Genomic DNA, 26,426 nt, shown 5'->3' with positions numbered 1-26,426 from the left:
CGCCCGGAACGGGCAGCACCAGATGCGCAAAAACGTACCCCTGCTCAAGTGGGAGGACCCTGGACGTGGCCCCTGCGCACTTCAGGCACAGCTCCACCGGCTGAAAGGGGGCGCCGGGATGCTCCTGCCCCACGGAGACCACAGCGCCGGAACCACCCACGCAGGCTACGGTGACGGTGTACAGCCCAGCCGCCGGCACCTTCGCCATCGTGCCAAACCCCCTGACGGGGCCATCCAGGGGTCCCTCCTCGAAAAGGAGCGCAGGCCCAGGTACTGCCTTAAGAAGCCGGTCCAGCTCAGCATAGTTTCCCACCTCGCGCTCCAGGACGAGCGGGTCAACGTAGGGGGCAGGGGAATCTGCGACTGGGGACGGGCTCGCCATGGGACTCTGCACAGTCTCTTTGTACTCATACGCGCAGCCGGCGGTTCCCCAGGCCACAATCGGCAAGCAAAGGGTGAAAGCAAGACCACGCTGCCTGTCCTTCATTCCCACCTTTCCATGGTCGCCATGGCCGCGGTTCAAGGCAATGGTCCGGTCACTGGCAGCACCTTCGCGGCGGGAGGCCGTGGGGGTTCTTGGTCGACAGCCGACAATGAAGCCAAGCTCAAGATTGAAACAATAAATCCCTGTAGTGGACAAAATATCTTCCCCGTGGCCGCAGGGCTTCCTAAAGTGGCCGTACAGCTACGACTTGGGGGACAGTCCCCCAATTGACCAGGCCAAGGGGGGCCGCATGAGCACAAGCAATCCGCCGGCCGCCAAGGACGAACATACGGTGACGCGGCCGGTGCCCGCTCCACCTGTGGGGCCCTTGGCAAGACCCAGCACGGTTCAACAGACCTCGCGTTCCAGCAGGCGGGAACATGAGGTACAGCGCCTGATCCGCGACCTTGCCGTCCTTGCAGACAACCATCGCGCGCAGGTTTCGTAAACCGCCTGCTTAGCTCCCGGAACCTGTTCCGGTCCTGTGGAGGATGTCATCCACCACGCTCTGGAGTGGTGCAGTAGCGTCGATCGCAATGGCACCGGACGGGATTTCTTCCCGTGTTCCGTGAAGGCGTTCTATGAGCTTCCGTTCAGCCTGGCGCCCTCCCCACTCGTCCTTTGGGCGCGCATCAAGCCGCCGGCGAAGCGTTTCGAGGTCCACCTCAAGAACGAACACCGCGTCAAAAAGCTCAATGAACTTTGAGAGATTCCTGGATCCGCCGCAGAAGAACGTCACCGCCTCCCGCCGGTCTTCGGTGAGGGCCTTCACGTCGTCCACCCTCCAGAGATGGTGATGGTGCACGGAGACGCCGGTGATGCCGGCGAGTGGTTCACCGGTCTCAGGATCGCCTTGATAGGCCAGTTCGCGGTCACCGTTGATTGCGTGATAACCGCGTCGGCGCAACTCGTCGCAGACAGCGGTCTTGCCGGTTCCTGAGCCGCCTTCGATGAGGTAGTTCTTCCTGCCCATGCCTGATGGTACCGATACTGCGTGCTGAAGAAGATGGATCCGACGATGTTCCCGGGCGCTGCATGGTGGGTTGGGAACCGGCTCGTCATTCAGCCCTCGCGGTTGATGGTTTGATTAGTCAGTGCTCCGTGTAAAACGCTTTGTTGTTTTCAGCCTGTTTGTCGTTTGCATCAGCACTGCTGTCTCCTTCTGGCTCATCCGGCAGCCAGGCGCGGACGCCCGGGTGGCCTTTTCCGCACCGCCGCGGGCAGGGGCAACTTTCGCACTCGGCCCCGCCGGCATCGACACCGCCGTCAACGTAACACGCAGCCCGGACGCCCAGTGGCTGCTGGAGGCTTCCACCCAGACCGGTATCCCTGCCCGGGCCCTGCGGGCCTACGTTGGTGCCGCCGCCACGGCCAATGACGCCACCCCGATGTGTCGAATCGGCTGGAATACTCTGGCTGCTGTCGGCTTCGTCGAATCAGCCCATGGAACCTATGGCGGCGGCCGCCTGGACAGCAATGGCCATGCGAGCGGGCCCATCGTGGGACCAAGCCTTAACGGCGATGGATTCGCCGCCATCGCGGATACGGATGGCGGCGCCCTTGACGACGACGCCCGGTGGGACCACGCGGTGGGGCCGATGCAGTTCATTCCCTCCACGTGGCGGCTTGCAGGAAGGGACGGGAACGGGGACGGAACAGCGGACCCGTCCAACATCGACGACGCCGCCCTCAGCGCGGCCACATATTTGTGCGCCCACGGCCGGGACCTCACAACCCCGCAGGGGTGGGCAGACGCCATCCACTCCTACAACCAGTCCGATGCCTACATCCGTCAGGTGCGGGCCCAGGCGACCGCTTACGCCGCAGAAACGGGCACCCCCGAATGATGCCGGGCGGCTGGCGGTCGCAGTGCCGGCTTCAGGTGCATACGGGGTCTCCCCGTGGACTCGGCCGTCCGTGCGTCAGGCAGGCTGCCACCTGACGGGAAGTGCCTTCAGTCCGTAAACGATGGTGCTTTCCATCCGCTCCAGTTGCGCTTCATGAGCCAAGGAGAGCCCAGGCAAGCGGGCCAGCAGTGCCTCCAGCGCAATCCTGGCCTCCAGCCGGGCAAGGGGCGCGCCGAGGCAAAAGTGGATGCCGTGGCCGAACGCCAGATGACGGTTGGGGTTGCGGTCAATGTCGAACTCGGCCGGCCGCTCGAATTGCTGCCCGTCGCGGTTGGCGGACCCGATCCAGGCAACAACCGGTGCCCCGGCCGGGATTCGCTGATCGCCCAAAATCGTCTCCGCCACCGTCACCCGGTACATGGACTGGACCGGCGACCGGAACCGCAGTACCTCTTCGAGGGTTTGGGGAAGCAGGGCCGGCTCCTTAAGGACACGCTCGAGAGAGCCCGGCGACTCAGACAAACATAGAACGGCGTTGCCGATCAGGTTGGTGGTGGTCTCATTGCCGGCGACGAGCAGCAGGCTGCAGAAGCCGAGCAGTTCAGGGACCGTGAGCTTTTGGCCGTCAATCTCGGCAGACAGCAGGCTGCTGATCAGGTCCCTGCCGGGGCGGCTCCTGCGTTGGTCGATGAGGGCCAGGAAGTATTCGATCATCTCTGAGGCGGTTGCGTCCTGCCCGTCGCTGGCCGGGCCAGTGCGGGTTTGGCTGACAATCACGTCGGACCATTGCTTGAAACGCTCGCGGTCCTCCGCCGGGATGCCCATGAGCTCGGAAATCACGATGACCGGCAGCGGGTACGCCAATTCCTTGATCAGGTCGCCGCTCCCGCGGGCCGCGATCCCCTCCAGGAGTTCGTCCGTGAGGCCGGCGATACGTGGAGCCAGCGCGTCAACGGCCTTTGGCGTGAAAGCCTGTGTCACCAGGGAGCGCAGCTGCCGGTGCCTCGGGGGATCGGCGGTGATGAGGCTTGAGGCGAAGAGCTGGCCGGAGCCGGACGGATTTTCACCGCCCATGCGGGATGAGAACGTAGCGTGCTCGGACAGCACCCGCTGAACATCGTCATACCGGAACACGTGCCAGCTCCCCGATTGGCCGTCCTGGAAGACAGGAGCGGCTTCACGCATTTGTTCGTAGTGGGTAAAGGGATCGAGCGGATATTCAGCAGCCTGTGTGACGTCCATGGTGGCCTCTCTGCCTCCTTGGCGCTCCCGGGGGCACGGCGGGCGCCAAGGCCTCAAACGACTGAGCGTGGAACCTTGATCCTAACCAAAGCCTGCGCCTGGGTCATCAGTCCCGCCGTCGAAATCCCTGGCCGCTATTGAAGTCTGGCTGTCAGCGGGCCCCGCCGCCGTCTGTGGGATTGCCGGAACCGCAACAGACACCTACCCCAGGCGTAAGGCGACGGCGAGGTCCGGTCCCAGTGACTTCGCGAAGGTATTGGTCATGTGGTTGTCCCGATAGACCAAGACGTTCCCGATGACAGCCGGGCAAAGGCCGTCCCGGCAAAAGAGCCTGGAGAAGTCAACAATTTCAATGCCTCCAACCCGGCGGGCCGCCCCAACAAGCGCGTCATCCCCGCCCGCAAGGGCCTCCGAGGCAGGCGTGGCGCAAGCGCCGTGGTCGGCATACTTTTGAATGCATTCCACCGGGTTGCCCTGTGGATACGGCAGGTCCGCGACGACCGCGACCCGCAGTCCCGCAGCACGCAGCCGGGAAAGGGTCTGAACATAACCCTCGACAAGCGGGGCATCCGGCGCCCAGGACCACCCAAGAGCCTTTCTGTAACCGGACTCGCGCATCCCGGCAACCAGGACGAGGTCCGGTTTTCCTGCCGCGATTCTTTCGGCAGTTATGGAATTTTGGTTCGAACAGTTGGCGTAGAGGGTGGTCTCGGACCGCGGCGGAGTCAAGGCAAACGGGCAGCCGTTCCGCACCAGGGCGCGGATTCTCAGCGGGATCTTCCGGGATACGGCAATGAGGGGGTCAACAAACTGGCCGGCGTGTGAATCCCCGACAACCACAACAACAGGCGCGTCCTGCTGTGCCACCGAACCGAACCAGCAATCAGTGTCAGGCACCACTGCGGGGTCATAAACGCCGCAGGCGCCGGCGCTGGTGGCAGGTACATCCTGCATGGCGACCGAGGGATCAGGGCGGATGGGGAGGCCGGCAGGTACCGGCGCGGGGCGGGTGGACCACGCCTGGGCGCCGGGGTAATCGTGGTCCGACAGTTCGGTCGACAGTTGTGCGCGCTTAATCTCAATTACCTGCCACGGCGCCCACGCTGCAACGGACACCACCATCGCGCCGCACAGCGCCATCGCGTAAGTCCGGCGGTACACGCTCCAGCCAGCATTCCCTGAGCGGTGCCGGAAGCGCTGTTCCACCAGGTGGTAGGAGGCTACCGCGAGGACAAGACTGAGCAGGGCGAGAAGCAGCGCTTCCCTGATGCGTGGCGTGCGGCCCAACAGCGCGACAGCGAAAACGATGACGGGCCAGTGCCACAGATACAGGGAATACGACACGTCTCCGACGAGCGTCATGGGCCGGATGGCAAGGAACCTGGAGGCGGACCACGGAACGGCTGCTGCTGGAGGGCCAGTGCGCAAGAGGATGGCGGTCCCGAGTACTGGAATGGCGGCGATGCTGCCGGGGAAGGCAATGTCAGTACTGAAGAGAAAAGCGGGGACGACGATGGCAGAGACGCCCAGCCACCCGCCGACCGCTGCAAGCCGGCCGGACGGTTTCGGCAGTGCCGGCAGGAGAGCGGCGAGCCCGCCGACGGCGAGTTCCCAGATCCTCGTCGTCGTGGCAAAGTACGCGATGGTGTGTTCATGGTCGCTCAGGTAGATGCTGTAGACGAACGACGCCAGGGCAGTCACGGACAACGCCGGGACGATGAAGCGGCCGGGCGGCTTGCCTGTGGCGAGCGCCGCGGAGATCAGGCCAAGGAAGAAGAACGGGATGACGAGGTAGAACTGCTCCTCGACGGCAAGGGACCAGAAGTGCTGAAGGGGAGACACTTCCTGCGTTGCGCCGGCGTATGAGACTGCGGACAGGGCCTGATGCCAGTTTTGTACCTGGAGCAGCGAGAACAGGACATCGGAGGAGATGTTCTGCCAGCGGCTTTGGGCAAGCAGCAGGATTGCCCCGGCCAGGACTGCAACCAAAACAACGGCCGACGCCGGAAAGAGGCGGCGGATGCGCCGTGCGTAGAACTCGGGAACGGAGATTGACGCGTTCTTTGACGCTTCCCTGGCAAGGGAGCCGATGATGAGGAAGCCCGAGACGACGAAGAACACGTCGACTCCTACGAACCCGCCCGGGAGGGCTTCAGGCCGAAGATGGTAGATAACGACGATCCCAACGGCCAGTGCGCGGAGGCCCTGGATGTCCCGTCTGGCCCCGGAGCCGTTGGTGCCGTGCGCCCGGACCTTAGCCGCGGCATGCCTCATTGCTTCCCCTTGTATTCTGCTGTCAACCTCCGCCCTTTAGCGGGTATCGAGGCGAGTGGGACTCGCCGAGAGGGGATTCTATCCGACACCAATGCCATGGTTGTGGCACTCGAACGCCGTTTTCGTTTTGACCGGCCAAAGTGGTGCCCGCCTTTGCCGGCGCCGGGGTGGAATGGTGACGGCCCGCCCCTGGATTTCCACCCCGCCGTTGGCCAGGGGCCGGGGGCCCGCGTTTTGTGGTAGCCAATCCGGGTCCCCTAAGGTTGATGCTCGATGAAAGCCCCTGAGAAGACTTCCGATCAGCTGCCCGCAGGTTCCCCGCGCGGACCCGTTTTTGTTGATGCCTCAGGACGGCGCCTCCGGCGGGTCCAGCTGATTGGCCTGGGGGTTCTCGGGCTGGTGGCCGGATACGTCGTCCTGGTGCTTGCCGCGTTCATTGGCGGCTCCGGGGTCTCCGCGCCCTTCCTGCCCCTTCCCGCCGCGGCAGGCCCCCACGACCAGCCGTCAATTCCGCCGTCTTCACCAGCGGCTGATTCCCACACTGCCGCAGCCTTGTCCGGCCCCGCCGCTCCGCCCGTTGAGCAGTCCCCGGCGGCAGTGCCGGTGGCCCTGGCCGCCGCACCGGCCGCACCCCCGGTGGGCGGTACCGCCGTCGCGACTTCCGCCCCTGTTGCTGCTCCGGTTCCTGCTGCGTCCACTCAACCCGGACTGAGCGGGACGGCTCCCGGTGCCGCTGGAACCGCCCCCGGCTCCAGCGGGACGGCCCCGGGTACCAGCGGTGTTGCGCCGGGGTCCAGCGGTGTTGCGCCGGGCCAGGCAATGCGGCCGTCGGCCCCTTCCCGCCAGTAACATGACCCTCCGGAACAAGGGCACCAGAAACGCAAAGAGCAATGTGCCCGCGAATGTCAGGGCCCATTGGTTCGTCCTCCTGGCCACCTTGATGGCGCTGGGGCTGGCTTTGGCGGTGCAGGGATACCTGCACCACCTGGGCGGTGCCGGCGTGGACCAGGTGCCCGTGAACCAGGCCGCCGGGAATGTCCCGGATGCCGTTTCCCACGGTGGCCCGGTGCTGGATTCCCGTGGCGGGACCGTAACGTCCGTCAGGCCGCCGGACTGGACGGTCGCCCTGACGTTCGACGACGGCCCTGACCCCCTGTGGACGCCCCGCATCCTCGACGTCCTCCGGGAACACCATGTCCATGCGACCTTCTTCGTCGTGGGCTCCGCATCGGTGGACAACCCGGATCTTTTGCGCCGCATCGTGGCCGAAGGCCATGAAGTGGGGGTCCACACGCTGACGCACACGGACCTCGGCCCAGCTCCCGACTGGCGCCGGGAACTTGAGGTGCAGGGCGGACAGGACGCGATTGTGGGCGTCACCGGCCAGGCCGCGTCCCTGCTGCGGCCGCCCTACACCGCTGGCAATGGGGCCATTACGGACAGCATGTGGTCCGCGCTGCGGGGGCTGGCGGATGAGGGATACCTCACCGTGCTGAGCAGCATGGACAGCAAGGACTGGCAAACGCCGGGCGCCGGAGCGATCGAGGACAATCTCACGCCGTCCGGGCCGCAGGGGCAGGTGGTTCTCATGCATGACGGCGGCGGCGACAGGGAACAGTCCGTCGCCGCGCTGGACTCCGCCCTCTCCCGATTCTCGGAGCAGGGGTACCGCGTCACCACGGTCGGGGATGCGGTGGGCATTGACAGCATGCGCCCCGCATCCAGCGTGGAACAGGTTCGCGGCTCTGCGTTCGTGTGGGGCATCCGCCTCAGCGACTTCGTCGTCACGGCCATCTCGTGGGGACTCGTTGCCGCCGGCGCCGTGACTTTCGTGCGCGCCGTCCTGGTGATGTTCTTCGCTGCCCGCCACAGCCGCGCAGCGCGGCGCCTCCCCACGCCTGGTCGGGGCAGGCGCCGCGTCGACGTGATGGTGGGGCCGGCGGTCATCGAACCGGTGACGGTGATTGTCCCCGCCTACAACGAGTCCGCCGGAATTGAAGCCGCGGTCCGGTCCATCCTTGCCTCCACGCATCCGGTGGAAGTCATTGTGGTGGACGACGGCTCCACCGACGGGACCGCCGACATCGTGGAGGCTCTCGGCCTGCCCGGCGTGACCGTCATCCGCAAGGAGAACGGCGGCAAACCGTCCGCCCTGAACGCCGGAATCCAGGCCGCGGGCCACGACCTTGTTGTCATGGTGGACGGTGACACCGTTTTCGAACCGAATACAGTCCGCGCCCTCATCCAGCCCTTCGCGGACCCCCGCGTGGGCGCGATCTCCGGCAACACCAAGGTGGCCAACCGGGGAGGCATCCTGGGTGCGTGGCAGCACATCGAGTATGTTGTCGGGTTCAACCTCGACCGCAGGCTGTTCGACGTCGCCGAATGCATGCCCACCGTTCCCGGGGCAATTGGGGCCTTCCGGATCGAGGCCCTCCGCAACGTCGGCGGTGTCAGCGATGACACGCTCGCTGAGGACACCGACCTGACCATGGCACTGTGCCGGGACGGCTGGCGCGTGGTGTACCAGGAGGATGCCAGGGCCTGGACGGAGGCGCCCGCAACCCTCGGCGCCCTGTGGCGCCAGCGGTACCGCTGGTGCTACGGCACCCTGCAGGCTATGTGGAAGCACCGGGGGGCTGTGCTGCAAAAAGGCGCGGCCGGGAAGCTCGGCCGGCGCGGGCTCGGCTACCTGTTTGTCCTCCAGGTACTGCTTCCCCTCTTCGCGCCCGTCGTTGATGTCTTTGCCCTGTACGGCCTGATCTTCCTTAACCCCCTGCGGATCGGGGTGCTGTGGCTCCTGTTCCTGGCGGTTCAATTCCTTATGGCCGCTTACGCGTTCCGGCTCGACAGGGAACGGCTCGGCCCGCTCTGGACGCTTCCCCTGCAGCAGTTCGTCTACCGGCAGCTCATGTACCTGGTGGTCATCCAGGCCGTCGTCACAGCAGTGGCCGGAGTGCACCTTCGGTGGCACCGGATGGAAAGGTACGGCAGCCTGCGCGTCCCGCAGACCCAACGCCAGGGCTAGGGTAAGTTCGGGCCTGTGGGATCCCTGGTCCCCCGGGCCGGGACGCCGTCCCCTTGCCGGCAAGCCGGCGGCAGGTACCTGGAACGCAAAGGAGCTCCATTGGCTGACGAACTAACCACAGGCCGGCTCGAGTGCCTTTTCACGGGTTCGGTCTGGGCAGAGGGCCCCGTGTGGGTGCCGTCCTCGAAAACCGTGCGGTGGAGCGACATCCCGAACAACCGCATCCTCGAGTTCAATCCCGCCACCGGGGCCACCCGGGACTACGCGGTGGGCGTCGAGTTCACCAACGGCCGCACCCTCGACGCCGACGGCAGCGTGGTCCAGTGCAGCCACGGGCAGCGCCGGGTGGAGCGCGACCGCGAAGGCATAGTGACGGGCCTGGTGGATTCCTTCGAGGGTCACCGGCTGAACTCACCCAATGACGTGGTCATCGCCCGCGATGGAAGCATCTGGTTCACGGACCCGCCCTATGGAATTCTGCCGGGGACAAGGGAAGGCCACGAGGGTGAGCAGGAATATGGTGGCTGCCATGTCTTCCGCTTCGAGCCGGATTCCGGATCGATGACGGCCGAAATCACCGACCTGGTGCACCCCAACGGGCTTGCCTTCTCGCCCGACGAGTCCGTTCTTTACGTCGCGGATACGGCCGGTTCCCGCTATGGCGTTCCGCTGCGGATCGCAACGTACAACGTCCATGAGGGACGCTGCAGCGCCAGGACGGGGACGCTCGAGCTTGAGGACGGCCACCCGGCCGACGGCCTCAGGGTGGACGTCGAAGGCAGGATCTGGACCTCCGCCGGCCCGTCCATAAGGGTCTACTCACCGTCCTTCGAACTCCTGGACACCCTCCCAGTGCCCGAGACGGTCTCGAACCTGTGCTTTGGCGGTTCCGACGGCCAGGACCTCTACATCACGGCAACCACAAGCCTGTACCGGATCCGTACCACCACCAGGGACGCGGCTGCCCGCCACTTTCCGCCCCATAACCACTGAATACGAGGAGAAGCCATGCAGCATCGAACCCTTGGCCACAGCGGCGCCGTGGTCACCAGTTACGCGCTGGGAACCATGACCTTCGGCGCGGAGGCGACGGAGGAGACATCCCATGCCATCCTTGACAGCTATTTCGACGCGGGCGGCAACTTCATCGACACCGCGGACGTCTACAGTGCGGGAGTGTCGGAAGAAGTCATCGGCCGCTGGCTGGCCAAGCGCCCCGACGTGAGGGACAGGGCGGTGATCGCCACGAAGGGGCGCTTTCCCATGGGGACGGCACCAAACGACGTCGGAACCTCACGGCGTCGCCTGACCCGCGCCCTTGATGATTCCCTCCGCCGGTTGGGCGTGGAGCAGATCGACCTGTACCAGATGCATGCTTGGGACCCGATCACCCCGCTGGAGGAAACCCTCCGCTTCCTGGACGACGCTGTGAGCCGCGGCAAAATCGCCTACTACGGTTTCTCGAACTTCCTTGGCTGGCAACTGACCAAGGCTGTGCACGTTGCACGCAACCAGGGATGGAACCCGCCCGTCAGCCTGCAACCCCAGTACAGCCTGCTGGTCCGCGACATCGAATTCGAGATCGTTCCGGCAGCCCTCGACGCAGGAATCGGCCTGCTGCCGTGGTCGCCCCTGGGCGGAGGCTGGCTCTCGGGCAAGTACAAGCGCGACCAGCAGCCTACCGGTGCAACCCGCCTCGGGGAAAACCCCAAACGCGGCATGGAGGCGTGGCAGGCGCGCAACGAGAACCCGCGCACGTGGGCTGTCATCGACACCGTCCAGGACATCGCCGACGCCCACGGCGTGAGCCCGTCCCAGGTGGCCCTGGCCTGGCTGGCGGACCGCCCGGCTGTTAACTCGGTGATTCTGGGGGCGCGGACCACGGAACAGCTCGCTGACAACCTCGCCGCCGCCGAACTGCAGCTCAGTGCCGATGAAGTGGACCGGCTTTCCCAGGCCAGCCAGCCAGAGGCCGGCGTTTATCCCTACGGACCCATGGCTGAGGAACAGCGCAGCCGGAAAATGGAGGGCGGGCGGTAGCTACACCGCGAACGAGGGCACGGTGAAAGGACCTACTCCGCGTGCTTCAGCACGTCCGGCAGCTCGTCCACATACACCGTTTGCGGCGGCTCGTAGTAGATCACCAGCACCTCGCTGCCCACCGGGAAGTCGCTGGTTTTGTCGAACGGGTGGGCGTGGAACGCCATGATGCCGCCGAGGTAGGGCAGCATGACTTCCCCGATGGTGCCCGGGCCGATGCGCCCGGTCACCCGGCCGATCTTCCCCGTCAGGCTCCGGTCAACGTCCTTGCGCATGTGCGGCCCTAAGCACCGGCAGACTTATGCGGACGCTTGGTGTCTTCGCCCTTCCGGAGCGCTGACGCCAGGACAGGGAGGTAGTCGCCCGCCTGTGCCAGGATGCCGCCCAGCATCTTGTTGACGCCTTCGCCGCCGTTGAGGACGGTCATGTTGCCTACGTGGGAGAAGGGCTCGGCTGCAGCGGCGATGATGGCGGGCATGTTCTCGGCAAGCTGCTGGGAGATGACGGCGTCCTGGTTGGTGCCCAGCGCTTCGGCCCGGGCCTTGATGCCGTCCGCTTCGGCCAGCGCCTTGGCCTTGATTGCGGACGCCGCGGCGTCGCCTTTGGCCCTGGTGGCGGCGGCTTCAGCCTCGCCGGTGACCTTGGTTGCTCCGGCTGCGGCGGCAGCTGCGGTGGCATTTGCCTGGGCCTGGAGTTCCGTGCGCCGCGCGTTCGCCTGCGCCTCGAGCTCGGTGCGGCGTGCCAGCGCCTCGGCGGCGCTGATGTCCGCCGCCTTCTGGCCTTCAGCATCGGTGCGTTTGGCGTAGGCCTTCGCATCAGCGGGTTTGCGGACACTGGTCTGCAGCTTCTGCTCCTCACGGTCCGCCTCAAGCTTGGCAACTTCGGTTTCCTGGACCACCACCTGCTGCCGGGCCGTGGCCTCTGCGAGTGGCCCGGCCTGGGCTGCGTTCGCCCTGGCGCGTTCCGCGTTGGCCTGCGCCACGGACTGCCGGATTGCCGAAACGCTCTGCGCGTCCGCGATCAGGGCCGCAGCCTCCGCCTCCTTCTCCGCCGCTTCCCGGTTGCGGGTGGCCTCGGCAATCCGGGCCTCCATCTTTACCTGCGCAATATGCGGCTTGGCGATGTTCTGGATGTAGCCGGTTGGGTCCTGCAGGTCCTTGATCTGCAGCGAGTCCACCACCAGGCCCAGCTTCTCCATCTCCACTCCGCTGGCGCTGCGGACCTGGGACCCAAGCTTGTCCCGCTCGCGGATGATCTCCTCCATGGTCATGCTGCCGATAATGGAGCGGAGGTGGCCCTCAAAGACGTTGTAGACCTGGCTTTCCATTTTGGGTTGCTGGCCCAGGAAACGGCGGGCCGCATTTGCAATGAACGGCGGTGCGTCACCTATTTTGTAAATGACGACGCCCTCCACAATGACCTGGATACCCTGTGACGTCACGCAGGAAACCTTGAGCTCGGTTTCGTTCAGTGTCAGCGACAGGGTCCGCACCGTCTGGAGGCCGGGAAGGACCAGGGCGCCTTTGCCGGTCACAATCTTGAAGTCCATTCCGGCCCGGGTCTCAAGGGTTCCCCGGGTCAGTCCGGAGATGATCAGGGCCTCGTTGGGTTCAGCCACCTTCCACATGAGCTTCGTCGCCACCCAAATGAAGGCAATGGCAACAAGTACGCCCAAAACAGTGGAAATTAACGGGAAGAACGGTGCAAAGTCCGGCATGGCCAGGTCCTTTCAATGCCGCGAAAATCGCTTCACGGTAAAACCCCAATGAATGCAGCCGGCCATTTGTCCGACCCTTCGGAATCTGCGCCTGGCCAGCTGTTGTAGCCAGTCTCGTTGGGCCCCGGTCAAGAGTCCAGAGCCGGGCCGATATTTGCCTGCAGCAACGATGAAGGGCGTACGACGGCGGCGCCTGGCAGATGCCGGAAGGGTGCGGCCAGGCGTCCGGCAGGAGAGTGCCGGTCCGTGGGTGCCGCTGCGACCGGTCAGCGGCGGTTCGGGGACTCCGAACCCGTGGCCAGGAGGGTTCCGACTTCCGCGGACCGGTGGGCCTCGAAGACGAGGTCGGCATTGGCCCGTGTGCTGGAAAGGTACGGTATTGGCAGGCTGGCTCCGCACCCCCGGCAGCGGATTTCGTCGGTCCAGACCCAATTGTAGGCTGCGTGACGTTCCAGGACGCTTTGCATGGCGGTGGCAACGGCTGTGGTGATGGCATTCGCTGCCGCGGTGACCAGCGCTGCATCCCCGGTGCTGTGGATGGACCCAACCTCAGTGTCGATGCTCATGGTGCCTCTTCCCGCGATCCCGATGGTGCTGTCGAGCATAGTGTGTTCCGCGTCACAAGCCTGTATTGGCAAGGTCTCGGTTCCCTGACGGCGCGCGGGCGCGCAACGGGGAGGGGGAGCGGCCCTGTCACGGCTCCAGGTCTGTGTCCACCACGGTGACCTCCAGGGGCATCCTGTTTGTCCGCCGCAGGCGGCCGGCGAGGACGTTGTGCAGCCCGTGGGTCACCAGCCGCCTCGTGGTCAGGAACCGGTATTCCGCTTTGTCGGACGTCACCAGCTTCACGATTGGCTGAGCGGCCTGGTCGGCACTCTGCCCCCACAGGCCCACCACCACCTGCAGTGCACCGAGACGCTGTTCGTACCCGGCCTGGGACGCGACCTTTCCCAGGAGGGCCGTCTTCACCAGGCCGGGATTCATGCCGTGCACCCGGACCCCCGTACCTTTGGTTTCCAGCCGAAGCGTCTCCGTAAACTGGCGGACCCACCGCTTGCTTGATGCATAGGCGTTCTGCAGCGCCACGGGACCGCGGTCACCCTGGCCGTAGAGGTTCACAAGGTCACCATGGCCCTGCTCCAGGAACACCGGCAGGGCAGCCCTGGCACCGTGGAAAGTGCCCAGGATGTTGGTCCGCACCACCCGTGTGAAGTCAGCCACGGGCGTCGATGCCGTCGGTCCGTAGACCCCTGGCGTGCCGGCGTTGTTGACCCAGATGTCCAGCGTCCCACGGCTGAGGGCCATGTCGCGGAGTGCGTCAACGTCCGCCGGGTCGCCGGTGTCGCAGCGTCTTCCGTCCGCCGCGATGCCTTCCAGGCGCAGACGCCCGACGGCCGCAGCAACGTCGTCGTCCGATCTGGATGCCAGCACCACCACCGCGCCATGCAGGCCCAGCACCCGGGCCATGGCAAACCCCAGCCCGCGGCTGGAGCCGGTCACCACCGCCACCCTGCCTTGGAGCACAGTGTGAGGGGGCATGGCCGGCCGGGAACGCATTCCTCCGTCCTACGCCTCTGCGCGGTCCGGGGCAAGGGCGTTGCCCGCTACCGTTCCGTCCCCGGCCTTCCGGTCCCGGAGGGCGGCTGCCAGGTAGGGCGCTGTGCGGCTGTTGGCTGAACGTGCGACGGCGGCGGGGTGGCCGGCGGCGACGAGCTTCCCGCCGGCGTCGCCTCCGGACGGTCCCAGGTCCATCACCCAGTCCGCGGCCGCAACCACATCCATGGCGTGTTCCACCACGATCACGGTGTTGCCGGCGTCCACCAGGCGGTTGAGCTGCGCCATCAGGAGTTCGACATCGGCCGGATGCAGTCCCGTGGTGGGCTCGTCCAGCAGGTACAGCGTGTGGCCGCGGCGGGCGCGCTGCAGCTCGGTGGCCAGCTTGATGCGCTGCGCCTCACCCCCGGACAGCTCGGTGGCGGGCTGGCCCAGGCGAAGGTAGCCCAGGCCTACTTCCTGGAGTGTCTGCAGGGACCGCGCGGCGGCGGGAACCCCCACCAGGAAACCGGCGGCGGCATTGACCGTCATTCCCAGCACGTCCGCAATGGTCCTGCCCTGGTAGGTGACCTCCAGGGTTTCGGGGTTGTAGCGCGAGCCGTTGCATTCGGGGCACGGACCGTAGCTGCCGGGGAGGAAGAGCAGCTCCACCGCGACGAAGCCCTCGCCCTGGCATGTTTCACACCGTCCGCCGGCCACGTTGAAGGAAAAACGTCCTGGCCCGAAACCCCGGCTCCTGGCGGCGCCGGTGGCAGCGAACTCCTTGCGGACGGCATCGAAGAGGCCTGTATATGTTGCCAGGTTGGAGCGGGGCGTGCGGCCGATCGGCTTCTGGTCCACCTTTACCGTGCGGTCGATCCGCTCCAGCCCGGACACCCGCCCCACACTGCCCACACCCTCTTCGTCACGGTCCGCGCCGGGCTCGTCACCTGGTTCAAGGTTGTCGTCGCCGGCTGGCCCGGACGTGCCGGCGACGTCCGCCAGGACCTTGCTGACCAGGGTGGACTTTCCCGAGCCGGATACGCCGGTGACGGCTGTCAGGACACCAAGCGGAAAGGCCACGTCCAGGTTCCGCAGGTTGTGCCGGTTGATGCCGCGCAGGTCCAGCCACCCGGAGGGTTTCCGCGGCGCACCCCCGGCGGCGCCGCCGTCGTCCACTGACCCTGCTGAACCGTTTGGGAACAGGAACGGCCGGGTCACCGACCCTGCCACGGCGTCGAGGCCCTCAACGGGCCCGCTGTAGAGCACCTGCCCGCCGTCTTCGCCGGCCCGGGGACCAACATCCACCAGCCAGTCGGCACGCCGGACCACATCCATGTTGTGTTCCACCACGAACACGGAGTTTCCGGATGATTTCAACCGGTCCAGCACAGCCAGGAGGGGTTCGGCGTCGGCGGGGTGCAGGCCGGCCGACGGTTCGTCCAGCACATAGATCACCCCGAACAGCCCGGACCGGAGCTGGGTGGCAATCCGGAGCCGCTGCATCTCGCCCGGCGAGAGCGTTGGCGTGGCCCGGCCCAGCGCCAGGTAGCCCAGGCCAAGATCCAACAGCACACTGATGCGCTGCAGCAGGTCCCGGGTGATGGCCACGGCCACTTCGTTGGATTCGGATGACTGCTTCCGCGATGCCGTCCCTGCCGTGGCCAGCAGGGTGGTGGGGCGGATGATCTCCGCCAGTTCGGTCATGGGCACGGCATTGAGCCCGGCGATGGTGTGCCCGGCGAAGGTCACCGCAAGGGCCTCGGGCCGAAGCCCCGTTCCGCCGCACCGCGGGCACGGTCCGGTTTCCATGAAGCGCAGCACCTTCTCCCGCATGGCGGGGCTCTTGGAATCGAGCAGTGTGTGCATCACGTAGCTCCGGGCGCTCCAGAACCGGCCCTTGTACGGCTTGGCCACGCGGTCCCGCTGCGGCGTCACTTCCACCACGGGCTGTTCCTCGGTGAACAGGATCCAGTCGCGGTCCTTTTTCGGCAGTTCCCGCCAGGGGGTGTCGACGTCGTAGCCCAGGTGGGCCAGGATGTCCCGCAGGTTCTTGCCCTGCCAGGCGCCGGGCCAGGCGGCGATCGCGCCGTCGCGGATGCTCAGTGACGGATCCGGAACCAGTGATGCTTCAGTGACGGTGTGGGCGGTGCCAAGGCCATGGCATTCCGGGCAGGCGCCTGCCGCGGTGTTGGGGGAGAAAGCGTCCGAGTCCAACGGGGGAGCTCCGGCGGGATAGCTGCCGGCGCGGGAGAACAGCATGCGCAGCGAATTGGAGAGCGTGGTGACGGTCCCTGCCGTGGACCGGGAAGTGGCTGTGCCCCGGCGCTGCTGGAGGGCGACGGCGGGCGGCAGCCCGGTGATCTGCTCCACCTTGGGGTTGTGGCCCTGCTGGATGAGCCGGCGGGCATATGGCGCGACGGACTCGAAGAACCGGCGCTGTGCCTCGGCGTAGATCGTGCCAAAGGCCAGGGACGACTTGCCGGAGCCCGATACTCCAGTGAACGCCACAATGGCATCCCGCGGCACATCCACGCTGACGTTGCGCAGGTTGTTCTCCCGGGCGCCCCGCACCCGGACGAAGCCGTCTTCGGCCTGGTCGGCCGTAAAACCCGGGAGGTCCAGCGAGGTCAGTTGCTCAGCGTTCTGTTTGGCATGCACCGCTTCGACTGTAGTGGCCAACCGTGCCTGGCCGGAACTTGAGGGGACCTGTCAGGACAGCGCGGACGGATTTACACTAAAGCATTCCGTGACGCAGGCAGGCGGGGGACGCCGACCGGGGACAGAAGACCAACTACATATTGAGGAAGGGCCGGCCATGGGCAACGCGTCGCAGGGAGCGAACAAGGCAGTATCCGAGGCCGCGTCGGCGAGCCGCAGCCCCGCGGTCCGTATTCTGGCCCGTGCCGGATTTGTCTTCATCGGTTTGGTCCACATCCTGATCGGAGCCATCGCCTTGCAGGTGGACCGGGGCCAGGGTGGTGAAGCCGACCAGTCCGGGGCGATCGGATCCCTGGCTTCCAAGCCCGGCGGCGGCATCCTGCTGTGGGTCGGGGCGGTGACCTGCGCTGCGCTTGCCCTGTGGATGCTCAGTGAGGCGTTTATTGGGGCGCGCTCCGAGACAGACTCCAAGAAGAAGCTGAAGGCTGCCGCCAGCGCCGGGGGAAAGGCCGTGGTCTTCGGTTTCCTTGCCTTCACCTTCGCCGTCTTCGCCTCCGGGGGCAGCAAGAACTCCAGCCAGTCCGCCAGTGACTTCACGGCAAAGCTCATGGGAGCGCCCGCAGGCGTGGTTCTTGTGATAGCGGTGGGGCTGGCAATCATCGGCGCCGGCGTCTATTACGCCTACCGCGGCATCACCCGGAAGTTCATGAAGGACCTGCAGGACCCGGGCAACGCCCGGACCGCCGTCAAGTGGCTCGGAACAGTCGGTTACGCAGCCAAAGGCGTGGTGCTCGCCGTCGTTGGCGTGCTGATCATCGTGGCGGCCGCAACTGCCGACCCTTCCAAGTCCTCCGGCCTGGACGGCGGGCTGAAGACCCTGGGCTCGCAGCCTTATGGGGTGTTCCTGCTGGGCGCCATCGCCGCAGGGCTCATCTGTTACGGGGTGTACTCCATGGCCCGGGCACGGTACGGAAAGTTCTAGCTTGTGCCCCTGGGCCCCTTCCGGGACCGGGATGCCCGGATGCGGCCTTACTTACGGCGCCCGCCCGGACTTGCCGAGCCGGCCTGGCTGACCAGGCCGGCTACCGCTTCGTCCAGCTGGATGCGCAGGGCCGGCCCGTGGCCGGGCAGGACAACCGGGGCATCAACGCCGGCCAGGGTCCGCACGGAGGCCAGCGCCGCGGCCCGGTCTGAGTGATACATCGCGTGCAGCATCTGCGGACCGGACGTCCGGCTGATCGGGTGGCCGCTGACAAACGAATCTCCAACGGCGATGGCACCCGCAGCCGGAAGAAGGATTGCTGCATTGCCGGGCGTATGCCCGGGCACGGAGATGGCAACAGGGCTGCCCGGCAGGGCTTTGAGTGTGGCGTCGTCCCAGGCCTCCGCCTGCGTCGCGGGCCTGGCCGCCAGCGCGCCGGCCCTGATGGCGTGCACCATCCAGCGGAACACACGCGGCCGCCACGCTCGCCTGAGGACCTGGCCCAGGGTGACTTGGTGCTTCTCCTTCCCCTGCACATGCGCCAACTCCGCGGGAGCGCACAGGACAGGGGTCCCGAAGGACTCGGAAAAGAATGCCGCGGAGCCGGTATGGTCCACGTGGCCGTGCGTGACCAGCAGGGCAAGGGCGTCCGCAGGTTCCAGGCCCAGATGGCGCAGCGACGCGATGACATGGCGGCGGTCATCGGGATATCCGCTGTCAATGAGGATGAATCCCGTGCCGTCCCGCACCACTATCCAGTTGGACGCCGGCCCTTCAGCGAAATACACGCCGGGTGCCTGCTCGGAAAGTCTGGTTGCGGGGTCCCACCCCGCGGTTTGCTGCTGCACGGGTAAAAGAGTAGCCGCAGGCAGCCGCATATGGCGGATGCGGCCCAAGCCCAGGGATACCTAATGCCCCTAAAGTTCCTGTGCAGTCGCTGTGCATCCTTTGATCCTGGTCACCTTGGCCCTACAGTATTCCCACCATTGCCTACGATGGGATACGGACAGGGGACGGATTGGCGGCGCGCAGCCGCCTCCGGCCCGCGACGATTTGCTGGCAGGAGGTGGACCGATGCACCACGGCGTGCTGCTTCAGGGACATCCTGTGTACCGGCATCCCGGCCGCGTGATAGCGGCGGGAGCAGTTGGCCTGGTCCTGGCCATAACCTCAGGGAGTACGGCCCCCACCCAGCCCCCGGCCGCCGCCGCGCCGGTCCGCGTAGTGGTAGTGGGGGACTCGCTGAGCACCGGTCACGGCACTTCGCCGCAGCAGGCGTGGCCGGCATTGATGCGCAAGGACCCGCTGGGCGCCGGCCTGGAGGTTGTCAACGCCGCCGAGAATGGCAGCGGCTACCTCAGCACAGGTGATCTTGACGGAACTTTCGGCACCGAGGTCGAAGACTTCGTGACACCGGACACCGGCATCGTGGTCTTTTTCGGTTCAGAGAATGACCTTGGCTTTGCGCCCGCAGACGTTGGCGGCGCCGCCCTGGCCGCGATGGACCGTGCGGAAGCCCTTGCCCCGGAAGCGAAGATCATCGTGGTGGGGCCGCCGTCGTACTCTGCAACCCCGGACCCCGCCCTCGTGGACATCAGCGACCAGCTAAGGGCCGCTGCCCGGCAGGCAGGCGGGGAGTTCGTGGACCCCATCGCCGAGGGCTGGATCAGCGACGATTTTGACGACCTCATCGGCCCGGACGGCGACCACCCCACGGTGCTGGGACAGCATTACCTGCTGGAGCACATCGGCGCCTACCTGGAGCAGGCGGCCCCGGCCGCGGCCGCAGCGCAAGGCCGTCCGGAGGCCCAGTGAGCGCCGGCCGGACCGGGATTTCCCGGCGCAGCTGACTCAGATCAAGGGCCACGGGTAGCGCATGCCCGTGTGGTCAACGGGAAGTACCTTGTCCTGAAGCAGGCGCTGGACGCGCCGCCGGAGGGCTGCCACTTCGGCGTGGTCGAGGAGCCCGGCCACATCGGCAGGCACCGTGGTGGCCAGGGGACTGATGTCCTCAAGCAAGTCGTCCGGAATGGGGTCGCCGGCGAAGTCCCAGATCACGGTGCGCAGCTTGAACGCGGCAGAGAAACACAGGCCGTGGTCGATTCCCCAGATGTGGCCGTCAGTGCTGCGCAGTACGTGCCCACTCTTCCGGTCCGTATTGTTTGCCACGTAGTCGAACAGGGCGATCCGGGCCAACGCGGCGTGGGTCCCGGGCGAGTCGGCGTAGAGGGTGAAGTAGTGCTCCTCGAGGTCCCCTTCGACGAACCACTGCAGGGAGCCCACCCCAAGCGGCGCGTCCGATCGGACAACTGTTGGCGGAACGATGCCCCACCCCAGTGCTTCGCTGAGCAGATAGGCTGCGCGTTCCCGGCGGTACAGGCCGGCGTCGAAATCCGCGAGCGGCCGTTCCCCGGCTTCGGGCTTGTAGACCGCCCAGGCGGACTCATCCGCGCAGGAAACCTCCACCAGGAAGGTGGCGTTGCTGCCGCTCATGATGCGGCCCAGCAGTTCCACGCGGCCCTCGTTAAGGAGGGTCAGTTCCCGGCCGGACACCACATGCCCCGTGCGGCCGCGTCCCGCGGCCATCCATCCGATGACACTCCGCGCGGCATCACGGCGACCTCAGCCCGCTCAGGGGTTCCGACGTCGAATTCACCGTGAGCACGGCCGGCGCCCGGCCGTCCACGTAGGAAATCGCGGAGACCGACGCCGGGCTGATCATGATCCGCTGGAAAAGGTCCAGATGGGTGCCCAGGGCGTGGGCCACGGCCGCCTTGATGGGGTCCGCGTGGGAGAAGCACACCACCACGCCGCCCCGGTGGGCTGCGCGAAGGTTCTCCAGGGTGCCGACCATCCGGGCCTGCATCCCGGAAAAGCCCTCTCCGTTGGGGAACCGGAAGGCCGACGGATTGTGCTGGACGGTCTGCCACTCCGGCAGGCCCGCAAGGCCGGCGAGCGCGGCGCCGGTCCAGTCACCGAAGTCGCACTCCAGAAGTCCGGGTTCTTCCGTCACCGCCATGCTTGTCCGTGCCGCCGCAGGTTCCGCGGTTTCCTTTGCACGCTCCAGGGGAGAGGAGTAGATGGCCTGGACGGGCAGGCCGGAAAGGCGTTCGGCAACAGCGTCCGCCTGGGCACGGCCGCGCTCGGAAAGGTGCAGTCCCGGGGCCCTGCCGGGCAGGACAGTACCCGTGGTGGGTGTTTCGCCGTGCCGCACCAGGAGGATCAACGTACTCTCAGCAGTCATCAGCAACCAGCCTAACGCCCCGCTGCCTGCCTGCGCCCCGCCGGCACGGGCCGGGACGCCGGCTGGCTCCCATGGCCGGCCACGCCGCATCGTCACGCTGCTTCGAGGAATCTGGAGGAAACTCTCGATTAGCCGCAGGGCGGGGACTACCGTAGAGGGGTGACTGATCGCCCCGATATCTTTACCGTTGGTGAACTGCGTGCGGCAGGCCATGTCCACAAGGACCTGCGCCACGAGATCCGCGACAATCTCCTCGCATCCCTGGCTGCGGGGCGCGACCCCTGGCCGGGTTTGTACGGCTTCGGCCGGACCGTGATTCCGCAGCTGGAGCGGGCCCTGATTGCGGGGCATGACATTGTCCTGCTGGGTGAACGGGGGCAAGGCAAAACCCGCCTGCTCCGTACCCTGGCCGGGTTGCTGGACGAGTGGTCGCCGGTGATCGAGGATTCGGAGCTGAACGAACACCCCTTTGAACCGATTACCGAACAGTCCCGCGCCCGGGCCCTGACCGAAGGGGACCGGCTCCGGATCGCCTGGCGTCACCGGTCCGAGCGCTACGTGGAAAAGCTCGCGACGCCGGATACCTCGGTGGCCGACCTGGTTGGCGACGTGGACCCGATGCGCGTCGCCGAAGGCCGCCGCCTGGGAGACCCCGAGACCATCCACTACGGGCTCATTCCCCGCTCGAACCGCGGCATCATCGCCATCAACGAACTGCCGGACCTGGCCGAGCGCATCCAGGTGGCGATGCTCAACGTCATGGAGGAACGCGACATCCAGATCCGCGGCTACGTCCTGCGGCTGCCGCTGGACGTGCTGGTGGTCGCGTCCGCCAACCCGGAGGATTACACCAACCGGGGCCGGATCATCACCCCTTTGAAGGACCGCTTCGGCGCCGAGATCCGGACCCATTACCCAATTGAACTGGAGGACGAGGTCTCGGTCATCCGGCAGGAGGGCCGGCTGGTGGCGGACGTTCCTCCCTTCATCCTGGAGATCCTGGCCCGCTATACCCGGGCGCTGCGGCAGTCTCCGGCCATCAACCAAACATCCGGCGTCTCCGCCCGGTTCGCCATCGCGGGGGCAGAGACGGTGGCCGCGGCCGCGCTGCGGAGGTCAAGCCTGCGGGGCGAGGACCAGGCCGTGGCCCGGATCATTGACCTGGAGCCCGCCGTGGAAGTCCTGACCGGGAAGCTTGAGTTCGAATCGGGCGAGGAAGGACGCGAACAGGGCGTCCTGGACCACCTCCTGCGCACCGCCACCGCCGAAGCTGTCAGGGCGCACTTCCAGGGCCTGGACATGGGTCCGCTCGTGGCTGCCCTGGACGGCCACCGGACCGTCACCACCGGGGAGCAGGTCACGGCGAAGGAGTTCCTCGGCAACCTCCCGGCCCTGAACGGATCAGGCCTGTATGACGAAATCGGCCGGCGCCTGGGTGCGACGAATGACGGGCAGCGGGCAGCCGCCGTCGAACTGGCGCTCGAAGGCCTGTACCTCGGACGGCGGATCTCCAAGGAATCCGACGACGAGGAAACCATTTACGGCTAGGCACGGGAGGCACCATGGCCATCCACAAGCGGTCCGCAAGGTACGGCCGGTACACCGGCGGTCCGGACCCGCTGGCCCCGCCGGTTGACCTGGCGGAGGCGCTCGAAGCCGTCGCCCAGGACGTGATGGAAGGCTACTCGCCCCGCCATGCCCTGCAGGAGTTCCTGCGGCGCGGCGGCCGGAACCGCGACGGACTGGACGATCTCGCCCGGCGCGTCCAGCAGCGGCGCCGTGATCTGCTCAGCCGCCACCGGCTGGACGGCACCCTGGATGAAGTGAAGAAACTCCTGGACACCGCCATCCTGGAGGAGCGCAAGCAGCTGGCACGGGGCGCCATGATGGACAACACCGAACGCGCCTTCCGCGAGATGCAGCTGCAGAACCTGCCGCCCTCCACAGCGGCGGCCGTCAACGAGCTTGCGTCCTACGACTGGCAGTCAAGCGCGGCCAGGGAAGCGTACGACCGGATCAAGGACCTGCTGGGCCGGGAGGTCCTGGAACAGCGGTTCGCCGGCATGAAGCAGGCTCTGGAAAGCGCCACTGATGAGGACCGCGAGGCAGTCAACGAAATGCTCCGGGACCTCAATGAGCTGCTGGGCAAACACCGGCGGGGCGAGGACACGGAAGCCGATTTCCAGGAGTTCATGGCCAGGCACGGCCAGTTCTTTCCGGAGAATCCGCAATCGGTCGAGGAACTGGTGGATGCCCTGGCGCAGCGGGCCGCCGCAGCCCAGCGGCTCCTGCAGTCCATGTCCCCGGAACAGCGTGAGGAGCTGATGCGGTTGTCGGCCCAGGCCTTCGGCTCTCCTGAGCTGATGGCCCAGCTCAGCGAGCTCGACGCCACCCTGCAGGCGCTGCGTCCCGGGGAGGACTGGACGGGATCGGAACGCTTCGAAGGACAGGAAGGCCTGGGGCTGGGTGACGGGACAGGTGTCCTGCAGGACATCGCCGAGCTTGACGAACTGTCTGAGCAACTGTCCCAGTCCTACAACGGCTCCCGGCTTGATGACCTTGACCTTGATGCCCTTGCCCGTCAGCTGGGCGAGAACGCAGCCGTGAGTGCGCGCACGCTTGCCGAGATCGAGCGCGCCATGCAGGACGGCGGCTACCTGCGGCGCGGTGCCGACGGCGACCTGCGGCTGTCACCGCAGGCAATGCGCAGACTGGGGAAATCACTGCTGCGGGACACCGCCAGGCAGCTCTCCGGGCGCCAGGGGAACCGTGACACCAGGGTGGCCGGGGCCGCCGGGGAACAAACGGGTTCCAGCCGCCAATGGGAGTTCGGGGACGCCGAGCCCTGGGACGTTACCCGCACCATGACCAACGCCATCCGGCGCACCATGGCCGACGGCGGCGATCCGGCCCGCGGACTGCGGCTCGCCGTCGGCGACATCGAAGTGAGCGAGACCGAGGCCCGTACCCAGGCCGCCGTTGTCCTGCTGGTGGACGTTTCCTTCTCCATGGCTGCCGAGGGTCGGTGGGTTCCCATGAAGCGGACCGCGCTGGCACTGCACCACCTGGTCTCCACCCGGTTCCGCGGCGACAGGCTGCAGCTGATCACGTTCGGCCGCTACGCGCAGTCCATGGACATCGGGGAACTCACGGCCCTGCCGGCCCTCCGCGAACAGGGCACCAACCTGCACCACGGCCTGCTGCTGGCGGGGCGCTTTTTCCGCCGGCACCCCTCCATGCAGCCCGTGCTGCTGGTGGTCACCGACGGCGAACCGACGGCGCACCTGCTGCCGGACGGGGACTCCTGGTTCAACTGGCCGCCGGACGCCGGGACCATCCGCGCCACCGTTGCCGAACTGGACCGGCTTGGCCGTTCGGGCGTCCAGACCACGTTCTTCCGCCTGGGCAACGACCCCGGCCTGGAGCGCTTCATCCGGCGGATGGCGCAGCGCGTTGACGGCAGGGTCGTGGCGCCGGAGGTGGGGGACCTGGGTGCCGCGGTGGTGGGGGAGTACCTCCGGGCGCACGTCCGCAGCGCCTACGCCGACGGCGACTGGTTCTGACCGGTTCTGCGGTCCGGGCTGGTCCGTGAGTCCGGGTCACTGGTCCCTTGCCGGGCTTCGCGGGCGGGAATACCATGGCCGCCATGAGCCAGTTGATGGTGGACATGATCATCACTTTGGACGGCTTCGCCTCGGGCGAGGGATGGCCTGGCTGGTGGGGCCTGGAAGGTCCTGAATATCTGGCCTGGCTGCAGCAGGAGGCCGGAGGGGACCGTACCTACCTGATGGGGGCCAACACCTACCGCCTCATGTCGGGGATGTCGGAAGATGCTGCCGCCGGGGGCACGGGATATTCGCAGGACGAAAGCACCTCCCTGACGGGTCTTGCCGCCGTTCCCAAAGTGGTGTTCTCCTCCAGCCTGGCCGCACCCCTCCGCTGGCCGAACTCCGAACTGGTGGCCGGGGACGCGGTCGAGGCCGTCCGGCAGATGAAGCGGACCCACGACGAACTCTTAAGCACCCTCGGCAGCCTCAGCCTCTGCCGTTCCCTGGTGGCAGCGGGTCTAGTGGACCGGTTCCGGCTGGTCGTCTTCCCCCTGATCACCGGACGTACCGGACGTGAACGCATCTATGACGGCTATCCGGACGTCGCCCTGGAAATGGTGGACAGCAGGATTTTCGACGGACGCCTGCAGCTGCTCGAGTACATCCCCCGCGTCATCGACCGCCCGCCGCTCACCGGCGAACCGTAAAACCCTCGGCAACTGCCAGCCGCTGCTGCCCCGGCGGCCGATTCCGTGTCAGGATCAAGGTATGCCCCGGCGACTCATGCTGCTCGATACTGCCTCCCTGTACTTCCGCGCCTTTTACGGCCTGCCGGACAGCATCCGCCGCCCGGACGGAACGCCGGTCAACGCGGTCCGCGGGTTGCTGGACATGATCGCCAGGCTCAGCACCGACTATCACGCCACCCACCTGGTGGCCTGCTGGGACGACGACTGGCGGCCGCAGTGGCGGGTGGACCTGATCCCCACCTACAAAGCCCACCGGGTGGCCGAGGCAGTTTCCGGCGGCGCCGACATCGAGGTGGTTCCGGAGGGCCTCCAGGCGCAGCTGCCGATGATCCGCCGCGTGCTGGAGCTGGCCGGCATCGCCATTGTGGGCGCGGCACACCACGAGGCCGACGACGTCGTTGGCACCTATGCGAGCCATGCCGGCTTCCCGGTGGACGTGGTCACGGGTGACCGCGACCTGTTCCAGGTGTGCGACGACGAACGGGGTGTCCGGGTGATTTACACCGCCCGCGGCATGAAGAACCTCGAAGTCATCACGGAAGAAACCGTGGTGGCCAAATACAAGGTGCTGCCCCAGCAGTATGCCGACTACGCCACACTCCGCGGAGACGCCTCCGACGGCCTGCCCGGAGTGGCGGGCATCGGCGAGAAGACGGCAGCGTCGCTGCTGCTGAAGTACGGAACCCTCGAAGGGTTGCTGGCGGCTGCTGACGAGCCGGGCACGGGCGTGTCGGCACCTGTCCGGGCCAAGCTCTCCGCTGCCTCCGCGTACCTGGAAGCAGCCCCCGCCGTCGTACGCCTGGTGCGGAACCTGGAGCTTCCCACCCTGGACCAGGCGGGCGCCCGCCTGCAGCCCGTCACGGGCGACCGGCGCGCGGAACTGGAGCAGCTGGGCGTCGAGTGGAACCTGGGCGGCTCGGTCCGCCGGCTGCTGGCCGCGCTGGACCTGCGGCCTTAACCGGGGCCGTCCCGACCGGCCAGTGCTGGTTACGTCCTTCTGTTGCGTCAAACAACGACACGTCAGCGTCCCTGAAGCCACGCGCCGATGACGCCGGAAGTACGGGCATGACAATTCGT

General features: G+C 66.7%; 22 protein-coding genes. 11 read left to right on the top strand and 11 right to left on the bottom strand.

Annotated elements, in window-relative coordinates; translation table 11 throughout:
* Positions 1–941: 941 nt before the first annotated feature.
* Positions 942–1,457, bottom strand: coding sequence for a hypothetical protein (locus AC6JAM_RS19720; protein WP_018771013.1), 516 nt, complete (start codon positions 1,455–1,457; stop codon positions 942–944).
* Between the two features lie 121 nt (positions 1,458–1,578).
* Here AC6JAM_RS19720 and AC6JAM_RS19715 point away from each other — a divergent pair, with 121 nt between their 5' ends.
* Positions 1,579–2,331 carry a lytic transglycosylase domain-containing protein gene (locus AC6JAM_RS19715; RefSeq protein ID WP_018771012.1) on the top strand — a complete coding sequence of 251 codons (753 nt, stop codon included), beginning with the start codon at positions 1,579–1,581 and terminating at the stop codon, positions 2,329–2,331.
* Between the two features lie 75 nt (positions 2,332–2,406).
* On the opposite strand, the gene AC6JAM_RS19710 is transcribed toward AC6JAM_RS19715, so the two are convergent.
* Both AC6JAM_RS19710 and AC6JAM_RS19705 read right to left on the bottom strand, forming a co-directional pair.
* A complete protein-coding gene (locus AC6JAM_RS19710) occupies positions 2,407–3,573 on the bottom strand; it encodes a cytochrome P450 (RefSeq protein ID WP_497935614.1) in 1,167 nt (388 codons plus the stop codon).
* 201 nt (positions 3,574–3,774) lie between these two features.
* Entirely contained in the window at positions 3,775–5,847 is a 2,073-nt protein-coding gene (locus AC6JAM_RS19705; protein WP_497935612.1) for an acyltransferase family protein, read from the bottom strand.
* A 273-nt stretch (positions 5,848–6,120) separates the two neighbouring features.
* Between AC6JAM_RS19705 and AC6JAM_RS19700 the strand changes: the two genes are divergently transcribed.
* The 4 genes from AC6JAM_RS19700 (at position 6,121) to AC6JAM_RS19685 (ending at position 10,915) form a co-directional block, all read left to right on the top strand.
* Positions 6,121–6,696 carry a ribosomal eL19 family protein gene (locus AC6JAM_RS19700; RefSeq protein WP_497935611.1) on the top strand — a complete coding sequence of 192 codons (576 nt, stop codon included), beginning with the start codon at positions 6,121–6,123 and terminating at the stop codon, positions 6,694–6,696.
* A gap of 43 nt (positions 6,697–6,739) precedes the next feature.
* Positions 6,740–8,875, top strand: coding sequence for a bifunctional polysaccharide deacetylase/glycosyltransferase family 2 protein (locus AC6JAM_RS19695; protein ID WP_497935610.1), 2,136 nt, complete (start codon positions 6,740–6,742; stop codon positions 8,873–8,875).
* Positions 8,876–8,974: 99 nt separating this feature from the next.
* Complete coding sequence (locus AC6JAM_RS19690; protein WP_134165392.1) at positions 8,975–9,868, top strand: SMP-30/gluconolactonase/LRE family protein; 894 nt, start codon at positions 8,975–8,977, stop codon at positions 9,866–9,868.
* 15 nt (positions 9,869–9,883) lie between these two features.
* On the top strand, positions 9,884–10,915 hold the full coding sequence (locus tag AC6JAM_RS19685; RefSeq protein ID WP_497935608.1) for an aldo/keto reductase: 1,032 nt from the start codon (positions 9,884–9,886) through the stop codon (positions 10,913–10,915).
* Between the two features lie 32 nt (positions 10,916–10,947).
* On the opposite strand, the gene AC6JAM_RS19680 is transcribed toward AC6JAM_RS19685, so the two are convergent.
* The 5 genes from AC6JAM_RS19680 to AC6JAM_RS19660 all read right to left on the bottom strand — a co-directional run bounded on the left by AC6JAM_RS19680 (position 10,948) and on the right by AC6JAM_RS19660 (position 16,799).
* On the bottom strand, positions 10,948–11,190 hold the full coding sequence (locus AC6JAM_RS19680) for an NfeD C-terminal domain-containing protein (RefSeq protein ID WP_056390165.1): 243 nt from the start codon (positions 11,188–11,190) through the stop codon (positions 10,948–10,950).
* A gap of 8 nt (positions 11,191–11,198) precedes the next feature.
* Entirely contained in the window at positions 11,199–12,632 is a 1,434-nt protein-coding gene (locus tag AC6JAM_RS19675; protein ID WP_497935606.1) for a flotillin family protein, read from the bottom strand.
* A gap of 266 nt (positions 12,633–12,898) precedes the next feature.
* Entirely contained in the window at positions 12,899–13,198 is a 300-nt protein-coding gene (locus tag AC6JAM_RS19670; protein WP_043425306.1) for a hypothetical protein, read from the bottom strand.
* A 127-nt stretch (positions 13,199–13,325) separates the two neighbouring features.
* Positions 13,326–14,171 (bottom strand): SDR family NAD(P)-dependent oxidoreductase, encoded by an 846-nt coding sequence (locus AC6JAM_RS19665; protein ID WP_497935605.1) that lies wholly within the window; start codon positions 14,169–14,171, stop codon positions 13,326–13,328.
* 27 nt (positions 14,172–14,198) lie between these two features.
* The gene (locus tag AC6JAM_RS19660; RefSeq protein WP_497935984.1) at positions 14,199–16,799 is read right to left on the bottom strand and encodes an excinuclease ABC subunit UvrA; all 2,601 of its coding nucleotides are present in this window, start codon (positions 16,797–16,799) and stop codon (positions 14,199–14,201) included.
* 184 nt (positions 16,800–16,983) lie between these two features.
* On the opposite strand from AC6JAM_RS19660, the gene AC6JAM_RS19655 reads away from it, so the two are divergent.
* On the top strand, positions 16,984–17,808 hold the full coding sequence (locus tag AC6JAM_RS19655) for a DUF1206 domain-containing protein (RefSeq protein WP_497935604.1): 825 nt from the start codon (positions 16,984–16,986) through the stop codon (positions 17,806–17,808).
* 47 nt (positions 17,809–17,855) lie between these two features.
* Here the strand turns inward: AC6JAM_RS19655 and AC6JAM_RS19650 are convergent, their stop codons facing one another.
* A complete protein-coding gene (locus AC6JAM_RS19650) occupies positions 17,856–18,656 on the bottom strand; it encodes an MBL fold metallo-hydrolase (RefSeq protein WP_497935603.1) in 801 nt (266 codons plus the stop codon).
* Between the two features lie 226 nt (positions 18,657–18,882).
* On the opposite strand from AC6JAM_RS19650, the gene AC6JAM_RS19645 reads away from it, so the two are divergent.
* Positions 18,883–19,623 (top strand): SGNH/GDSL hydrolase family protein, encoded by a 741-nt coding sequence (locus AC6JAM_RS19645; RefSeq protein WP_018770998.1) that lies wholly within the window; start codon positions 18,883–18,885, stop codon positions 19,621–19,623.
* A 36-nt stretch (positions 19,624–19,659) separates the two neighbouring features.
* Here the strand turns inward: AC6JAM_RS19645 and AC6JAM_RS19640 are convergent, their stop codons facing one another.
* Together AC6JAM_RS19640 and AC6JAM_RS19635 are read right to left on the bottom strand one after the other, a co-directional pair.
* Positions 19,660–20,394, bottom strand: coding sequence for an SCO1664 family protein (locus AC6JAM_RS19640; protein WP_268003105.1), 735 nt, complete (start codon positions 20,392–20,394; stop codon positions 19,660–19,662).
* A gap of 25 nt (positions 20,395–20,419) precedes the next feature.
* Positions 20,420–21,052 (bottom strand): MSMEG_4193 family putative phosphomutase, encoded by a 633-nt coding sequence (locus tag AC6JAM_RS19635; RefSeq protein WP_142073092.1) that lies wholly within the window; start codon positions 21,050–21,052, stop codon positions 20,420–20,422.
* Positions 21,053–21,211: 159 nt separating this feature from the next.
* Here AC6JAM_RS19635 and AC6JAM_RS19630 point away from each other — a divergent pair, with 159 nt between their 5' ends.
* From AC6JAM_RS19630 to AC6JAM_RS19615, 4 genes are all read left to right on the top strand, one after another.
* On the top strand, positions 21,212–22,600 hold the full coding sequence (locus AC6JAM_RS19630) for a sigma 54-interacting transcriptional regulator (protein ID WP_018770995.1): 1,389 nt from the start codon (positions 21,212–21,214) through the stop codon (positions 22,598–22,600).
* Between the two features lie 14 nt (positions 22,601–22,614).
* Entirely contained in the window at positions 22,615–24,615 is a 2,001-nt protein-coding gene (locus AC6JAM_RS19625) for a vWA domain-containing protein (protein WP_497935599.1), read from the top strand.
* 74 nt (positions 24,616–24,689) lie between these two features.
* Positions 24,690–25,307 carry a dihydrofolate reductase family protein gene (locus AC6JAM_RS19620; protein ID WP_377204693.1) on the top strand — a complete coding sequence of 206 codons (618 nt, stop codon included), beginning with the start codon at positions 24,690–24,692 and terminating at the stop codon, positions 25,305–25,307.
* 61 nt (positions 25,308–25,368) lie between these two features.
* Positions 25,369–26,307, top strand: coding sequence for a 5'-3' exonuclease (locus AC6JAM_RS19615; protein ID WP_134165385.1), 939 nt, complete (start codon positions 25,369–25,371; stop codon positions 26,305–26,307).
* Positions 26,308–26,426: the final 119 nt, after the last annotated feature.

It is taken from the genome of Arthrobacter sp. GmRoot5-12 (genome assembly GCF_059739365.1).
The sequence above is the reverse complement of the archived record's forward strand: the minus strand, read 5'-3'. Positions and strand labels throughout refer to the sequence as shown.

Bases quoted from the DNA above. Each gene is read 5' to 3' on its own strand.
- AC6JAM_RS19720 (WP_018771013.1), bottom strand. From the start codon at position 1,457: ATGGGCAGGAAGAACTACCTCATCGAAGGCGGCTCAGGAACCGGCAAG.
- AC6JAM_RS19710 (WP_497935614.1), bottom strand. From the start codon at position 3,573: ATGGACGTCACACAGGCTGCTGAATATCCGCTCGATCCCTTTACCCAC.
- AC6JAM_RS19705 (WP_497935612.1), bottom strand. From the start codon at position 5,847: ATGAGGCATGCCGCGGCTAAGGTCCGGGCGCACGGCACCAACGGCTCC.
- AC6JAM_RS19700 (WP_497935611.1), top strand. From the start codon at position 6,121: ATGAAAGCCCCTGAGAAGACTTCCGATCAGCTGCCCGCAGGTTCCCCG.
- AC6JAM_RS19685 (WP_497935608.1), top strand. From the start codon at position 9,884: ATGCAGCATCGAACCCTTGGCCACAGCGGCGCCGTGGTCACCAGTTAC.
- AC6JAM_RS19680 (WP_056390165.1), bottom strand. From the start codon at position 11,190: ATGCGCAAGGACGTTGACCGGAGCCTGACGGGGAAGATCGGCCGGGTG.
- AC6JAM_RS19675 (WP_497935606.1), bottom strand. From the start codon at position 12,632: ATGCCGGACTTTGCACCGTTCTTCCCGTTAATTTCCACTGTTTTGGGC.
- AC6JAM_RS19670 (WP_043425306.1), bottom strand. From the start codon at position 13,198: ATGAGCATCGACACTGAGGTTGGGTCCATCCACAGCACCGGGGATGCA.
- AC6JAM_RS19665 (WP_497935605.1), bottom strand. From the start codon at position 14,171: ATGCCCCCTCACACTGTGCTCCAAGGCAGGGTGGCGGTGGTGACCGGC.
- AC6JAM_RS19655 (WP_497935604.1), top strand. From the start codon at position 16,984: ATGGGCAACGCGTCGCAGGGAGCGAACAAGGCAGTATCCGAGGCCGCG.
- AC6JAM_RS19645 (WP_018770998.1), top strand. From the start codon at position 18,883: ATGCACCACGGCGTGCTGCTTCAGGGACATCCTGTGTACCGGCATCCC.
- AC6JAM_RS19640 (WP_268003105.1), bottom strand. From the start codon at position 20,394: ATGGCCGCGGGACGCGGCCGCACGGGGCATGTGGTGTCCGGCCGGGAA.
- AC6JAM_RS19635 (WP_142073092.1), bottom strand. From the start codon at position 21,052: ATGACTGCTGAGAGTACGTTGATCCTCCTGGTGCGGCACGGCGAAACA.
- AC6JAM_RS19625 (WP_497935599.1), top strand. From the start codon at position 22,615: ATGGCCATCCACAAGCGGTCCGCAAGGTACGGCCGGTACACCGGCGGT.
- AC6JAM_RS19620 (WP_377204693.1), top strand. From the start codon at position 24,690: ATGGCCGCCATGAGCCAGTTGATGGTGGACATGATCATCACTTTGGAC.
- AC6JAM_RS19615 (WP_134165385.1), top strand. From the start codon at position 25,369: ATGCCCCGGCGACTCATGCTGCTCGATACTGCCTCCCTGTACTTCCGC.